This window comes from Klebsiella pasteurii, assembly GCF_018139045.1.
In the GTDB taxonomy this organism is placed as follows: Bacteria; Pseudomonadota; Gammaproteobacteria; order Enterobacterales; family Enterobacteriaceae; genus Klebsiella; species Klebsiella grimontii.
Window position 1 is genome coordinate 5,167,936 of the sequence record NZ_CP073236.1, and the last position, 12,792, is coordinate 5,180,727.

The 12,792-nt window shown below is 55.0% G+C and carries 12 protein-coding genes; 6 read left to right on the forward strand and 6 right to left on the reverse strand.

Going from position 1 to position 12,792, the window contains the following annotated elements; genetic code table 11:
• Positions 1 to 51: 51 nt before the first annotated feature.
• Positions 52 to 993: a phosphonate ABC transporter substrate-binding protein gene (phnD, locus tag KCG39_RS24180; RefSeq protein ID WP_029669800.1), complete on the reverse strand. Its 942-nt coding sequence runs from the start codon at positions 991 to 993 to the stop codon at positions 52 to 54.
• A gap of 23 nt (positions 994 to 1,016) precedes the next feature.
• Positions 1,017 to 1,859 carry a phosphonate ABC transporter ATP-binding protein gene (phnC, locus tag KCG39_RS24185; protein WP_004129455.1) on the reverse strand — a complete coding sequence of 281 codons (843 nt, stop codon included), beginning with the start codon at positions 1,857 to 1,859 and terminating at the stop codon, positions 1,017 to 1,019.
• Positions 1,860 to 2,785: 926 nt separating this feature from the next.
• Between phnC and ecpR the strand changes: the two genes are divergently transcribed.
• The 6 genes from ecpR (at position 2,786) to KCG39_RS24215 (ending at position 9,655) form a co-directional block, all read left to right on the forward strand.
• Entirely contained in the window at positions 2,786 to 3,328 is a 543-nt protein-coding gene (gene ecpR / locus KCG39_RS24190; RefSeq protein WP_004129457.1) for an ECP biosynthesis operon DNA-binding transcriptional regulator EcpR, read from the forward strand.
• A gap of 152 nt (positions 3,329 to 3,480) precedes the next feature.
• Positions 3,481 to 4,068 carry a common pilus major fimbrillin subunit EcpA gene (gene ecpA / locus KCG39_RS24195; protein ID WP_004129459.1) on the forward strand — a complete coding sequence of 196 codons (588 nt, stop codon included), beginning with the start codon at positions 3,481 to 3,483 and terminating at the stop codon, positions 4,066 to 4,068.
• Between the two features lie 61 nt (positions 4,069 to 4,129).
• Positions 4,130 to 4,798 (forward strand): EcpB family pilus assembly chaperone, encoded by a 669-nt coding sequence (locus KCG39_RS24200; protein WP_004133761.1) that lies wholly within the window; start codon positions 4,130 to 4,132, stop codon positions 4,796 to 4,798.
• A gap of 25 nt (positions 4,799 to 4,823) precedes the next feature.
• Positions 4,824 to 7,349 (forward strand): fimbrial biogenesis outer membrane usher protein, encoded by a 2,526-nt coding sequence (locus KCG39_RS24205; RefSeq protein WP_142467936.1) that lies wholly within the window; start codon positions 4,824 to 4,826, stop codon positions 7,347 to 7,349.
• A 19-nt stretch (positions 7,350 to 7,368) separates the two neighbouring features.
• The gene (ecpD, locus tag KCG39_RS24210; protein ID WP_224326426.1) at positions 7,369 to 8,982 is read left to right on the forward strand and encodes a fimbrial adhesin EcpD; all 1,614 of its coding nucleotides are present in this window, start codon (positions 7,369 to 7,371) and stop codon (positions 8,980 to 8,982) included.
• On the forward strand, positions 8,951 to 9,655 hold the full coding sequence (locus KCG39_RS24215; RefSeq protein WP_004129473.1) for a fimbria/pilus periplasmic chaperone: 705 nt from the start codon (positions 8,951 to 8,953) through the stop codon (positions 9,653 to 9,655). Before ecpD ends, KCG39_RS24215 begins: the two co-directional genes overlap by 32 nt.
• A 27-nt stretch (positions 9,656 to 9,682) precedes the next feature.
• Here KCG39_RS24215 and KCG39_RS24220 read toward each other — a convergent pair whose 3' ends face one another.
• Genes KCG39_RS24220 through KCG39_RS24235 form a run of 4 tightly spaced genes read right to left on the reverse strand, consistent with a single transcriptional unit; the run spans position 9,683 to position 12,747 of the window.
• Positions 9,683 to 10,366 carry an amino acid ABC transporter permease gene (locus KCG39_RS24220; protein WP_049112641.1) on the reverse strand — a complete coding sequence of 228 codons (684 nt, stop codon included), beginning with the start codon at positions 10,364 to 10,366 and terminating at the stop codon, positions 9,683 to 9,685.
• Entirely contained in the window at positions 10,356 to 11,108 is a 753-nt protein-coding gene (locus KCG39_RS24225; RefSeq protein ID WP_004129476.1) for an amino acid ABC transporter permease, read from the reverse strand. The genes KCG39_RS24220 and KCG39_RS24225 overlap by 11 nt, the downstream gene beginning before the upstream one ends.
• Positions 11,105 to 11,923: an amino acid ABC transporter ATP-binding protein gene (locus KCG39_RS24230; RefSeq protein ID WP_211811487.1), complete on the reverse strand. Its 819-nt coding sequence runs from the start codon at positions 11,921 to 11,923 to the stop codon at positions 11,105 to 11,107. Before KCG39_RS24230 ends, KCG39_RS24225 begins: the two co-directional genes overlap by 4 nt.
• Before the next feature lie 14 nt (positions 11,924 to 11,937).
• A complete protein-coding gene (locus KCG39_RS24235) occupies positions 11,938 to 12,747 on the reverse strand; it encodes an ABC transporter substrate-binding protein (RefSeq protein WP_004099328.1) in 810 nt (269 codons plus the stop codon).
• Positions 12,748 to 12,792 lie beyond the last annotated feature (45 nt).

The window sequence follows — 12,792 nt, forward strand, 5'->3', positions numbered from 1 at the left end:
CGAGTCGCCGCTGCCCGCGATAGCCAGCGGGCGACGGCGTCAGGGGCGGGATTAACGCGCGCTAACCAGTTCGCGTTTCATATCGATGATCTGCTGAAAATCAGCCACGCTTCCCGGGCCGATGTGCTGAGTACCGCCCATCGCCTTGATAAAGCAGGCGTGATCGTCAGTATCGAGCTTTTTAATCGCGGTAACGACTTTGGCCTTAAAGTCCGCCGGCAGGGCATTGCTGACGAGGATCGGACCGTTCGGGATCAGCGGCGATTGCCAGATAATGCGAATTTGCTTCATCAAATCCGGGTGATCCATGCGAATCAGGCGGTTAAAGGCGCCGACGCTGTAGCCGCTGTTATAGTCGCCGACCATGGAGGTCCAGGTCACCGCGCCGGCAAACTGGCCGTTCAGCACCCCCAGAATGTCCTGCTCGTGGCCGCCGGAGAAGGTCACGCTGGAGAAGAAGTTATTGTATTTGTTATCCGAGGTGCCGCCGAACTGCTGTTTAAAAGCGTGGTTCGGAATTAAAAAGCCGGAAGTGGAGTCCGGGTCGGCGAAGCCAAAGGCTTTGCCCTTCAGATCTTCTAACTTTTTATACGGACTGTCGGCTTTGACAATCACCACCGAGTGATAGCCGCGGGACTGGTCTTTATCATCTACGGCAATCCCGACAATATCGACGGCCTTAGGATTGTTAATATAAACCGAAGCGTATGATGACGGCGACATGCTTAATACGACGTCAACTTTTCCGCCCAGCAATCCCTGAATTACACCGGAGTAGTCGGAAGAATTACGCAACTTCGTATCGACGTTCAGTTCTTTATCGAGGAACTGTTTAACGCACTGGTTATCACCAATTTGCTGCGTTGCGTTTTGGCCGCCAAGGATGCCCAGATTTAATTCCTTCGGCTGTTCAGCAGCGCCTGCCTGCCACGCCATCATAATGCCTGCAACCGCTGCGGATAAACGAACTGCGCCAGTGATGTACTTTTTCATTATTTTGCCCGTGTGAGTGAAATTTAATGCAATTGGCTAATTTCATCGCCGTACAGCTGGTGCAGAATTTCCTGATTCAGCTGCGCGGGATGGTCGTCAAAAATAATCTTGCCCTTGGCCACGCCGATAACCCGCGTGCAATATTCACGCACCAGCTCCACCGAATGCAGGTTTACCATCACGCTGATGCCCTGTTCGCTAATTTCGCGCAGGACATTCATAATTCGCTGCGTATTTTTCGGGTCAAGAGACGCGACTGGTTCATCGGCCAGTAAAATACCGGGGTTTTGCATTAATGCCCGGCAAATGGCCACGCGCTGCATCTGGCCGCCGGAGAGGTTTTCCGCCCGCTGTAGCGCTTGCGGTAGCATATTCATCCACTCCAGCAGAGAGATCGCGCGGGCGCGGTCAGCGTCGGGGAAGACTTTGAATAAGGATTTCAGGGTTGAGGTCTGGCTCAGGCGCCCCAGCAGCACGTTGGTCAAAACGTCGAGGCGTGGGACCAGGCAGAAATCCTGAAAGATCATGCCGCACTGGCTGCGCCAGGCGTTTAACGCGCGGCCTGACAGCTTTGATACGTCCTGCGGCGTCCCCACTTCCGGGAAGCTCAGGATCTCGCCGCCGCTGGCGCTATGGGTGCCGTTCAGCAGGTGCAGAAGCGTCGATTTACCGGCGCCGGAACGGCCAATCACGCCAACCAGTTCGCCCGCATGAAGATCGAAACTGATGCTATCCAGAACGGTTTGCTGCGCGTTCCAGGATTTGCTCAGGTTACGTACGCTCAGGACCTTGCGCTGCCGGTCGGTATAGGGGGGCGTAAACGGTTGAAAATCGGTTTCTGCAACCGCAGCCAGAGAACTGTTCATAAATGCGTCCAGGTTCGTCAGTCAACTGGGCACTATTAATGGTGTTTTATATGACTGTCGGATGACAGTAAGACGAACAAATAGTGAACGGACGCAAGAATTGAGGTAGCGGGTGGCGAAAAAGCCCGACAGCGGTCACACTTTTGTATCCACAAGCGGGAATCCGGTCAGGGTCTGCTACCTTTAATACGCTTTGGCAATGAGATTAATAATGATACGTATTTCCTCTGATAAATATAATGCGGTGTATGCGATATTTGCAGGGGAAATTTACCGCCTCGGGCGCAAAGGCATCATTCAGGATGTTCGTGCCTGGCTTCTTGCTGAGTCGGTTTTACCGAATAGTTAATCTTTTCGTGCTTGATTACGATTGGCCTCGATAAATTTTTAGTCGGCGACCAGGCCTTTTGTGCGGAGTGTAATTTCATTATTTACGCTAGTTAATGGAATTAACCACTGATTTTGTGTTGTTTATTGGTATTATGTTCTTATTTTTTGAATTTGTTCGACTTTTTTGCATTTCCGAATGAAACCCTCGTTAAGAATAGTCTTAACCAGTAATGGCTAAGATCCTGGAACATATAATATTCACTTAAGAATCCCCGTACGCAATGCTAATAACCATATGAAAATAAATGCTTTTTGTGTTTAACTCAATATTCTTATTTTTATTGTTTTGGCTTAAATTGACCTGTTCGGTAATTAGCACTCTGAGCACTTATTGACACACATGGAGAAAAATCCTAAATTTGATAACACAAGAAACAAGCAAGTCATTTAGCGTTCTTTGTCTCAAGCAATACTATTTTGAGTTTTAGGTTAGATATATTAAAGAGGGAATTTGCTGACTTAGACTTTGCAGGCCTGGGCTATCAGCAGTGTTGTGATACGTTCAAGATTTCCAGGACTATGGGGTTTAACTTTATATGGATTATAAATATTCTTTGGATCAGTGCATCTGGCCAGCGCATGACAGTTATTTTCTTAAAGGACTCGCTGAGCTAATTATTGATATCGATAACTTAATTTACCTGTCACTTGAAAAGGTACGCCGGGAATTTGTATTTATTAATCTTAGCGCCAGTTCGCTGAACTATTTTATCCGCCGCGATAATGAGTGGCTGGCTGAAATGAAAGGAAAACAGATCGTATTAATTGCCGCAAGGCGCTCGGAAGCATTGGCCAATTATTGGTATTATAATGGCTCTATTCGGGGCGTGGTTTATGTCGACTTAGCGAAAGATATTCGTCAGGAGCTGGCATACGTTATTAATGGTCGTTTTCTACGCAAAGATATAAAGAAAGACAAAATTACCAACAGGGAAATGCAGATAATTCGTATGACGGCGCAGGGAATGCATCCAAAATCTATCGCCAAAATTGAAAATTGTAGTGTGAAAACGGTTTATACCCATCGGCGAAATGCCGAGGCAAAACTGTATTCAAAGATATATAAGCTCGCGCTGTAATTAGTAATGGACGTAATTTTTAAAATTGTGCACCAGGTCGTAACCCCAAAATAATTTGTGCCGCAATAAATATTATGCGGCCTGAATTATGGCGGGAAATGCACACAGACGTGGGACATCAGGTCCCTTAATAAACTCAGGATGAAAAAGCTATGAAAAAAAAGGTTCTTGCAATTGCTCTGGTAACCGCGTTTGCCGGTATGGGTGTCGCTCAGGCAGCTGACGTTACTGCTCAGGCAGTCGCTACCTGGTCCGCAACCGCCAAAAAAGACACTACCAGCAAGCTGGTGGTGACTCCGCTGGGCAGCCTGGCTTTCCAGTATGCCGAAGGGATTAAAGGCTTTAACTCACAGAAAGGCCTGTTTGATGTGGCTATCGAAGGTGACACCACCGCGACCTCATTCAAACTGACTTCTCGTCTGATCACGAACACTCTGACTCAGTTGGATACCTCTGGTTCAACCCTGAGCGTGGGCGTTGACTACAACGGCGTTGCGGTCGAAAAAACGGCTGACACCACCATGATCGACACCGCTGCGGGCACCCTGGGCGGCAACCTCAGCGCGCTGTCTAACGGCTATAACACCGCTGGCCGCACCACCGCGCAGGACGGTTTCACGTTCTCCATCATCAGCGGCACCACCAATGGTTCTACGGCTGTCACTGACTACAGCGCCCTGCCGGAAGGTATCTGGAGCGGTGACGTCAGCGTACAGTTCGACGCGACCTGGACCAGCTGATCCTCTCGTAGCACAAGGCAGGGGGACCGTCCCCCTGCCTTATTTCACGGACTGAATTCATATGAAAAAACACATTCTGGCCATCAGCCTGTTGCTCAGCACAATGACGCCAGCCCTGGCGCTGGATGTGGGCGATATCTCTTCATTTATGAACAGCGAAAGCAGCACGCTGAGTAAAGAGATCAAGAACACGACCGACAGCGGTCGCTTAATCAACATCCATATGGAACGCCTCTCTTCGCCGCTGGATGGCGGTAAGGTGATCCCGATGGATAAGCAGGACGAGATTTTACTGACCCCGGCTAGTCTGCTGCTGCCCGCGAAGGCCAGCGACGTGATCCGCTTTTTCTACAAAGGCCCGGCGGATGATAAAGAGCGCTATTACCGCATCGTCTGGTTCGATCAGGCGCTCAGCGATGCCCAGCGCAATGGCTCGACCCGCAGCGCGGTCGCCACCGCCTCGGCACGCATCGGCACTATCCTGGTGGTGGCGCCAAGGAAAGCAAACTTTCGCTATCAGTACGCCAACGGCACGCTGGTCAATACCGGTAATGCGACGTTGCGCATTCTTGCCTACGGCCCGTGTCTGAAGCCGGCTGACGGTAAAGAGTGCAAGGAAAATTACTTCCTGATGCCGGGTAAAGAGCGTCGCTTCACGCGCGTGAACGTTGCGGACAAAAAAGGACGGGTTGCGCTCTGGCAGGGCGAGCAGTTTGTTCCCGTGAAATAGACATTTCTTATGACGGATCAACATCATGGCTCAACCAGGGATCGCTCCAGGATTAAAAACACTCTTTGCCTCCGGCATGGTCATTTTGCTGGTTCCATTTAGCGTCACTGCCGCCTCCGACAAAGTACAGCAAATCGGCGGCGTGATTATCCCCCAGGCCTTCAGCCAGGCGCTGCAGGACGGAATGAGCATTCCTCTGTTTATTCACCTTGAAGGCAGCACCGGCACCCAGGACGATCAGCGGATCGGCAATGCCTTTATCTGGCTGGATAACGGCGTGTTGCGCGTACGGCAAATTCAGCTGGAAGAAAACGATAATAACGCCACCGTCAGCGATCAGACCCGCAAACAGCTCACCGCGCTGGCCAATGAAGCTTTCAGCAAAGAACTCAACATTAGCCTCACAGATGATGCGCAGCTACAGCTCAGCCTGCGCCAGCTGCTGCTGCAGCTGGTGGTGAAAAAAGAGGCGCTGGGTACGGTACTCCGCTCGCGCAGCGAAGATATCGGTCAGTCCAGCGTCAATACCCTCAGCAGCACGATGAACTATAACCTCGGGGTCTATAACAACCAGATGCGTAACGGCGGCAATAATACCTCCAGCTATCTGTCGTTGAACAACGTCACCGCGCTGCGCGAGCACCACGTGGTGCTCGACGGCTCGCTGTACGGTATTGGCTCCGGCAATCAGGACAGCGAAGTCTATAAAGCGATGTATGAGCGCGACTTTGCCGGTCACCGTTTTGCGGGCGGGATGCTGGATACCTGGAATCTACAGTCCCTTGGCCCAATGACCGCCGTTTCGGCAGGGAAAATTTACGGCGCTTCCTGGGGCAACCAGGCCAGTTCGACGGTATTTGATAACAGCCAGTCGGCCACGCCGGTGGTCGCCTTTTTACCCGCCGCCGGGGAGGTCCATCTGACCCGCGACGGGCGCCTGATGAGCGTGCAGAACTTTGCCATGGGTAACCACGAAGTGGACACCCGCGGCCTGCCTTATGGGATTTATGATGTCGATGTTGAAGTGATTGTGAACGGCCGGGTGGTCAGCAAGCGTACCCAGCGGGTCAATAAATTGTTCAGCCGCGGACGCGGCGCCGGCGCGCCGCTGGCCTGGCAGTTCTGGGGCGGTAGCTTCCATATGGACCGCTGGTCCGAAAGCGGTAAAAAGACGCTGCCGGCAAAAGACAGCTGGCTGGCGGGCGCATCGGCCTCCGGGTCGCTCAGCACCTTAAGCTGGGCGGCGACCGGCTACGGTTACGATAACAACGCCGTCGCCGAGACGCGCCTGACCCTGCCGATCACCGAGTCCATTAACGTGAACCTGCAGAATATGCTGGCCAGCGACAGCTCCTGGAGCAGCATCGGCAGTATCAGCGCCACGCTGCCCGGCGGCTTTAGTTCGGTGTGGGTCAACCAGGAAAAAACGCAGATTGGCGACCGGATACGGCGCAGTAATGCCGACAACCGGGCTATCGGCGGCACGCTGAACCTCAATTCACTCTGGTCAAAGCTGGGTACCTTCAGCATCAGCTATAACGACGACCGCCGCTATAACAGCCACTACTACACGGCGGATTACTACCAGACGCTTTACACCGGCTCATGGGGATCGCTGGGCCTGCGCGCGGGCCTACAGCGCTTTAATAACGGCGACAGCAGCGCCAGCACCGGGAAATATATTGCGCTCGATTTCTCGTTGCCGCTCGGCAACTGGTTCAGCGCCGGGATGACGCACCAGAATGGCTACACCATGGCCAACCTGTCGGCGCGTAAACAGTTTGATGAAGGCACCATCCGTACCATCGGCGCCAACGTTTCGCGGGCGATTTCCGGCGACACAGGTGATGATAAAACCCTCAGCGGCGGCGCGTATGCTCAATTTGATACCCGCTACTCCACCGGCACGCTGAATGTGAACAGCGGCGTGGATGGCTATGTGAACACCAACCTGACCGCCAACGGCAGCGTGGGCTGGCAGGGGAAAAATATCGCCGCCAGCGGCCGCACCGACGGCAACGCCGGGGTGATTTTCAAAACCGGCCTTGAGGATGACGGCAAGCTGAGCGCTAAGGTGAACGGCCGTATTGTTCAGCTCTCCGGCAACCGTAATTACCTGCCGCTGTCGCCGTACAGCCGCTATGAAGTGGAGCTGCAGAACAGTAAAAACTCGCTCGACAGCTACGACATCGTGACCGGGCGTAAGAGCCAGCTGACCCTTTATCCGGGCAACGTGGCGGTGATTGAGCCGGAAGTGAAGCAGATGGTGACGGTCTCCGGGCGTATCCGCGCGGAAGACGGCACGCTGCTGGCCAACGCGCGCATTAATAACCATATCGGTCGTACCCGCACCGATGAGAACGGTGAGTTTGTGATGGACGTGGATAAAAAATATCCCACCATCGATTTCAGTTACGGTAAAAACCAGAGCTGCGAAGTGGCGCTGGAGCTGAGCCAGGCGCGCGGCGCGGTGTGGGTGGGCGATGTGGTCTGTAGCGGCCTCTCCACTTATGCCCGCACGCAGCAGACAGGAGAAGGTAATGAAAGCTAAATGGCTGGCATGTTTAGTGATGTTCACGGCAGCGCTGAGCGTGACGCGGGTCAACGCAGCGGTCACCAAAACCACCTGGCCGGATGCGGCGGCCATGCAGTTTGTGTTTGTCGAAAACAACTCGGATGATAACTTCTTCGTCACCCCCGGTGGGGCGCTGGACCCGCGAATGACCGGGGCCAACCGCTGGACGGGGCTGAAATATAACGGCTCGGGCACTATTTATCAGCAGAGTCTGGGATACATCGATAACGGCTATAATACCGGTCTGATTGCCAACTGGAAGTTTGATATGTGGTTTGATAACTCCCCCACATCTCATCCGTTACAGGGGCTGCGCTGTATCAACTGGTATGCGGGCTGCGATATGGCCACCAGCCTGATTCAGCCGCAAACTACCGACGCCAGCGGTTTCTATGGCGCGACGGTAACCAGCGGCGGGCAAAAGTGGATGCATGGCATGATGTCCGATGCTTTCTACCAGTATCTGCAGCAGATGTCGGTGGGCAGCAGCTTCTCAATGACCATTAACTCCTGTCAAACTTCTGTTAACTATGACGCTACCAGCGGCGCGCGTTGCAAAGATCAGGCTTCAGGTAGCTGGTATGTACGTAAAGTCACCCATACCAAAGCGGCAAACCTGAAGCTGATTAACACCCATGCGCTGGCGGAAGTGTTTATCAACAGCGACGGGGTTCCGACGCTGGGCGAAGGCAACGCCGACTGCCGTACGCAGACGATTGGCCCCCGTTCCGGTCTGAGCTGCAAAATGGTGAACTACAATTTGCAGCATAATGGCCTGAGTAATACCTCAATTCATATTTTTCCGGCGATCAGCAACTCGGCGCTGGCCTCCGCGGTCGGAAGCTACGATATGCAGTTCAGCCTGAATGGGAATTCATGGAAACCGGTGAGCGGCATCTCTCAGTACTACACGTTTAATGAGATGAAATCATCTGACTCGGTTTATGTATTTTTCTCCAGTAACTTCTTTAAGCAGATGGTCACGCTGGGCATTAGCGATGTGAATACCAAAGACCTGTTTAATTTCCGTTTCTATAACACCACCTCGCCGGAGTCAGGCTGGTATGAGTTTTCCACGTCCAACACGCTGATTATTAAACCGCGCGACTTCAGCATTAGCATTATTTCCGATGAGTATATCGCAACGCCGACGCGCGAGGGCTACGTGGGCACCGGCGAGCCGTCGCTGGACTTTGGCTATATTGTCACCACCAGCGGCAAAACCGCCGCCGATGAAGTGCTCATTAAAGTGACCGGGCCAACGCAGGCGATCGGCGGACGTTCATACTGTATTTTCACTTCACCGGACGGTACGTCGAGAGTGCCGTTCCCGGCGACGCTGGCGTTTACCACCCAGACAGGGGCTATCAAAACGTATGACGCCGGATGTGATGATACCTGGCGCGATATGACCGATGCCCTGTGGTTAACCACGCCGTGGACGGATATTTCCGGCGACGTGGGACAGATGGACAAAACGACGGTGAAGTTTTCCATTCCGATGGATAACCCGATATCGTTGCGCACGGTGGAAGATAACGGCTGGTTTGGTGAAGTGAGTGCTTCAGGAGAAATTCATGTTCAGGCGACGTGGCGTAACATTAACTAATTTGCTGCGGATGCTTATCTGTCTGCTGTCGCTCGGATTGGCGACCGCGGCACAGGCCATCTCGGTCGGTAATTTAACTTTCTCGCTGGCGGCGGAAGATAATTTCGCGTCTAAACGGGTCATTAATAACAATAAAAGCGCCCGCTTGTATCGGGTCTCTATTGTCGCTATTGACCGTCCCGGCGGCAAAGAGGTGCGCTCCCGTCCGGCGGACGGCGAGCTGCTGTTTGCCCCGCGCCAGCTGACCCTTCAGGCGGGGGAGAGCGAATATTTTAAGTTTTACTACCACGGCCCGAAAGATAACCGTGAGCGCTATTACCGGGTCTCCTTTCGTGAAATACCCACCCGCAATTACGTGATGCGTAATCAAAGCGGGACGGAAGTGAGTATGGATCCAGTGGTGGTAGTGGACACAATCCTGGTAGTACGCCCGCGCCAGGTACAGTTTAAATGGGCCTACGATCGTGCGGCGGGTACCGTCAGCAATACCGGGAATACCTGGTTTAAGCTGCTGATTAAGCCCGGCTGTGATACGACGGAAGAGGAAGGAGACGCATGGTATTTACGGCCGGGGGACGTTGTCCGCCAGGCCACGCTGCGCCAACCGGGGAACCACTACATCATCTATAACGATAAATTTATTAAAATGACCAAAGACTGCCCGGTGAAGTAACCGGGCAGCTTTTTTCGCACTTCGTCGCTAAGCCGCGCGCCCGGCATACCGGCGATTCGCCAGCAGGCTCAGGCCGCAGCACAGCAAATAATAAACAGCGCCGGTAAAGACAAAAATCGCCAGCGGGTAAATCTGCACCCGGTTATTCACCTGTCCGGCGACGGTGGTCAGTTCCGGTACGTTGACGATAAAGGCCAGCGAGGTGTCTTTAAGCAGGCCGATAAATATCCCAACCAGCGACGGCTGAACGTTGCGCAGAGCCTGCGGCAGCAAAATCAGGCACAGCGTCTGTCCGGGGGCAAAACCCTGGGTCAGCGCCGCTTCGTACTGCCCGCGGGGCAGCGATTGCAGGCCCGCCAGCACCGAATGCATCACCGACGCGGCGGTAAACCACGCCAGCGCCACCGTGACGGTGACAGCGCCCGGTAGATCGCTGCCGGTGAGCATGGGCAGCAGATACCACAGCCAGAAAATCACGAAAATCAGCGGGATGCCGCGAATAATCTCCGCCCACAGAAATAATAATCGCCGCACGATGCCGCCGTAGCGCCAGGCGATACCCGCCAACAGCACCCCGCCGGGCAGCGCCAGCGCGGCGGCGCCGATAGCCATCAGCAGCGTTAACACCACGCCGCCGGGAATACCGTCCGCCAGTCGTCCCCACAGCAGATAGTCGAGGTTATCGACAATCACCGCCAGATTAGCGTTCATACCCGGCTCTCCTTTGCTGATTTTTTCCCGGGCCGAGACGCGTCAGCGCCACGCCCATCACCACGCCAAGCGCCAGATACAGCGCGGTGCCGATGGCAAAGGCCTCCAGCGCATGCGCGTTGTAACTCTCAATTTGCCGCACCTGATAGGTGAGTTCGGCAAAGCCGATGCCGCTCGCCAGCGAAGAGAGCTTCATCAGATTCAAATACTGGCCGATAATCGGCTGCCAGGCGTTTGCCAGCCCCTGCGGCAGCAGAATGTGGCGCAACTCCTGCCAGGGGGTAAACCCCTGCGACAGCGCCGCTTCCCGCTGACCGTGGCTAACGGCGCGCAGCCCGGAAGCGATCTCTTCGATCAGAAACGCCGAAGTAAAGACCCCAAGCCCCCACATGGAGCAGAGAAACTCCGGCGTTAGCCACCAGACGTTGCCCGGCAGAATCGACCAGCTGTGGTCGTCGTTAATAAAATCGCGCGCCCCCAGCGGCAGCAGATTCCAGGCGGCAAAATACCAGAACAGCAGTTGCACCAGCAGCGGCGTATTGCGGAACAGCGATACCCAGGCCGCCACCAGCCAGCGTCCGGGCCGGCCGCCCCCGAGACGCAGCGCCAGCAGCAGGATAGCCAGCACGGTCGCCAGAATCATCCCGGCGACGCTGACCCAGACGGTGGTGAGAAAGCCGGAGATTATCCATTGCAGCGGCTGTCCGCTCAGCACGCCATGCCAGTCAAGATGCGGGATCACGCCTCACTCTCCTGGTGCAGCGGGTCGAGCACCTTCTTCAGGAAACGGCGGGTGCGGGCGTGCTGCGGTCGGGCGAAAAACTCGGCCGGCGGCGCGACTTCGAGAATATCGCCGCCGTCGATAAACACCACCCGATCGGCAATTTCGCGGGCGAACTGCATTTCGTGGGTCACTACCACCATGGTGATCCCGCTGTGGGCCAGGGTTTTCATCACCTGCAGCACTTCGCCGATCATCTCTGGGTCCAGCGCCGACGTAGGTTCATCAAATAGAATAATCTGCGGCGAGGAGGCGAGGGCGCGGGCGATTGCCACCCGCTGCTGCTGGCCGCCGGAGAGCTGGGCCGGCATCTGCCCGGCTTTATCCGCGAGGCCAACCTGGCTGAGCAGCGCCAGCGAGCGCTCGCGGGCGGCGCTTTTGCCCCAGCCGTGGACGCGTTCCAGCGCGAGGGTGATATTCTCCTGCGCCGTCAGGTGGGCGTAGAGATTAAACTGCTGAAAGACGAAGCCGACCCGGCTGCGCAGTTGGCGCAGGGCGCTGCCGGTAAGCTGGCGCGTCGGTTTGCCGTCGATCAAAATCTCGCCGCCGCTGAGGGACTCCAGCTGGTTGATCAGGCGGATCAGGGTTGATTTACCCGAGCCCGAAGGACCGAGGATCGCCACCACTTCGCCGGGTTCAACCTGTAAATTTACGCCGTTCAGCACCCGATGATCGCCGTAGCTTTTGGCGACATCGCGGAACTCAATGCTGGCGCGCTGCAGATGCGAAAAATCCGCGGACGATGCCGCGGAGCGTGAAAATAGAGCCGATAACATAATCTTTTTTCTGCTTATTTAGCTTCGATAGTAAAGGCGCGCGGCTGCGGGGTTTTGGTGCTCGGGCCAAACCAGACGTCGTAAATTTTTGCCGCTTCACCGGATTTTTCCAGCTTAACCAGCTCGTCATTTACCGCTTTCAGCAGGGCCGGTTCGCCTTTCTTCACGCCGACGCCAATCTCTTCTTTGCTCAGCAGATCGGGGATGATTTTGAAGTTGGCCTTGTCCGGCGCTTCCGCCAGCAGTCCAGCGAGGATGGTGCTGTCCTGAGTAATGGCCTGCACGTTGCCGTTGCGCAGGGCGGTCAGCGCCAGCGGAATGTCGTCATAGGAGAGTACGCGCGATTGCGGGAAACGCTGATGCAGCGCCTGTTCGCCGGTGGTGCCTTTTACCGCGCCGATGCGCGCTTTGCTGTAATCATCAAGCTTATCCGGGGACTTCGCCGGGACGAGGAACTGCTGGCCGGTCACGAAGTAAGGCGTTGAGAAATCAATCACCTGGGCGCGCTCCGGGGTGATGGTGATATCGGCGACGATCAGGTCGGCCTTACCGGACTGCAGCAGCGGAATACGGTTGGCCGGGTTGGTGGCGACCAGCTCCAGCTTAACGCCGAGAGATTTCGCCAGCGCTTCGGCGAAGTCCACGTCGTAGCCGACGATTTTATGCGTTTTCGGGTCTACCGAGCCGAACGGCGGGTTGGCGTCGAAGGTGGCGACTTTGACCACGCCGGCGGCTTTGATATCGGCTAATTGATCGGCCTGAGCCTGCGCGGCGAGCACCAGCATGCCCAGCGCCAGCGCGATTTTTGTTTTTGCAATGCGCATGGTTATTCCCCTGAATCCCTGTTTTGTTTTGTGTTTATCACGCTC

Coding starts and splice junctions, on each gene's coding strand:
- phnD (WP_029669800.1), bottom strand. CDS start 993: ATGAAAAAGTACATCACTGGCGCAGTTCGTTTATCCGCAGCGGTTGCA.
- phnC (WP_004129455.1), bottom strand. CDS start 1,859: ATGAACAGTTCTCTGGCTGCGGTTGCAGAAACCGATTTTCAACCGTTT.
- ecpR (WP_004129457.1), top strand. CDS start 2,786: ATGGATTATAAATATTCTTTGGATCAGTGCATCTGGCCAGCGCATGAC.
- ecpA (WP_004129459.1), top strand. CDS start 3,481: ATGAAAAAAAAGGTTCTTGCAATTGCTCTGGTAACCGCGTTTGCCGGT.
- KCG39_RS24200 (WP_004133761.1), top strand. CDS start 4,130: ATGAAAAAACACATTCTGGCCATCAGCCTGTTGCTCAGCACAATGACG.
- KCG39_RS24205 (WP_142467936.1), top strand. CDS start 4,824: ATGGCTCAACCAGGGATCGCTCCAGGATTAAAAACACTCTTTGCCTCC.
- ecpD (WP_224326426.1), top strand. CDS start 7,369: ATGTTCACGGCAGCGCTGAGCGTGACGCGGGTCAACGCAGCGGTCACC.
- KCG39_RS24215 (WP_004129473.1), top strand. CDS start 8,951: ATGTTCAGGCGACGTGGCGTAACATTAACTAATTTGCTGCGGATGCTT.
- KCG39_RS24220 (WP_049112641.1), bottom strand. CDS start 10,366: ATGAACGCTAATCTGGCGGTGATTGTCGATAACCTCGACTATCTGCTG.
- KCG39_RS24230 (WP_211811487.1), bottom strand. CDS start 11,923: ATGTTATCGGCTCTATTTTCACGCTCCGCGGCATCGTCCGCGGATTTT.
- KCG39_RS24235 (WP_004099328.1), bottom strand. CDS start 12,747: ATGCGCATTGCAAAAACAAAAATCGCGCTGGCGCTGGGCATGCTGGTG.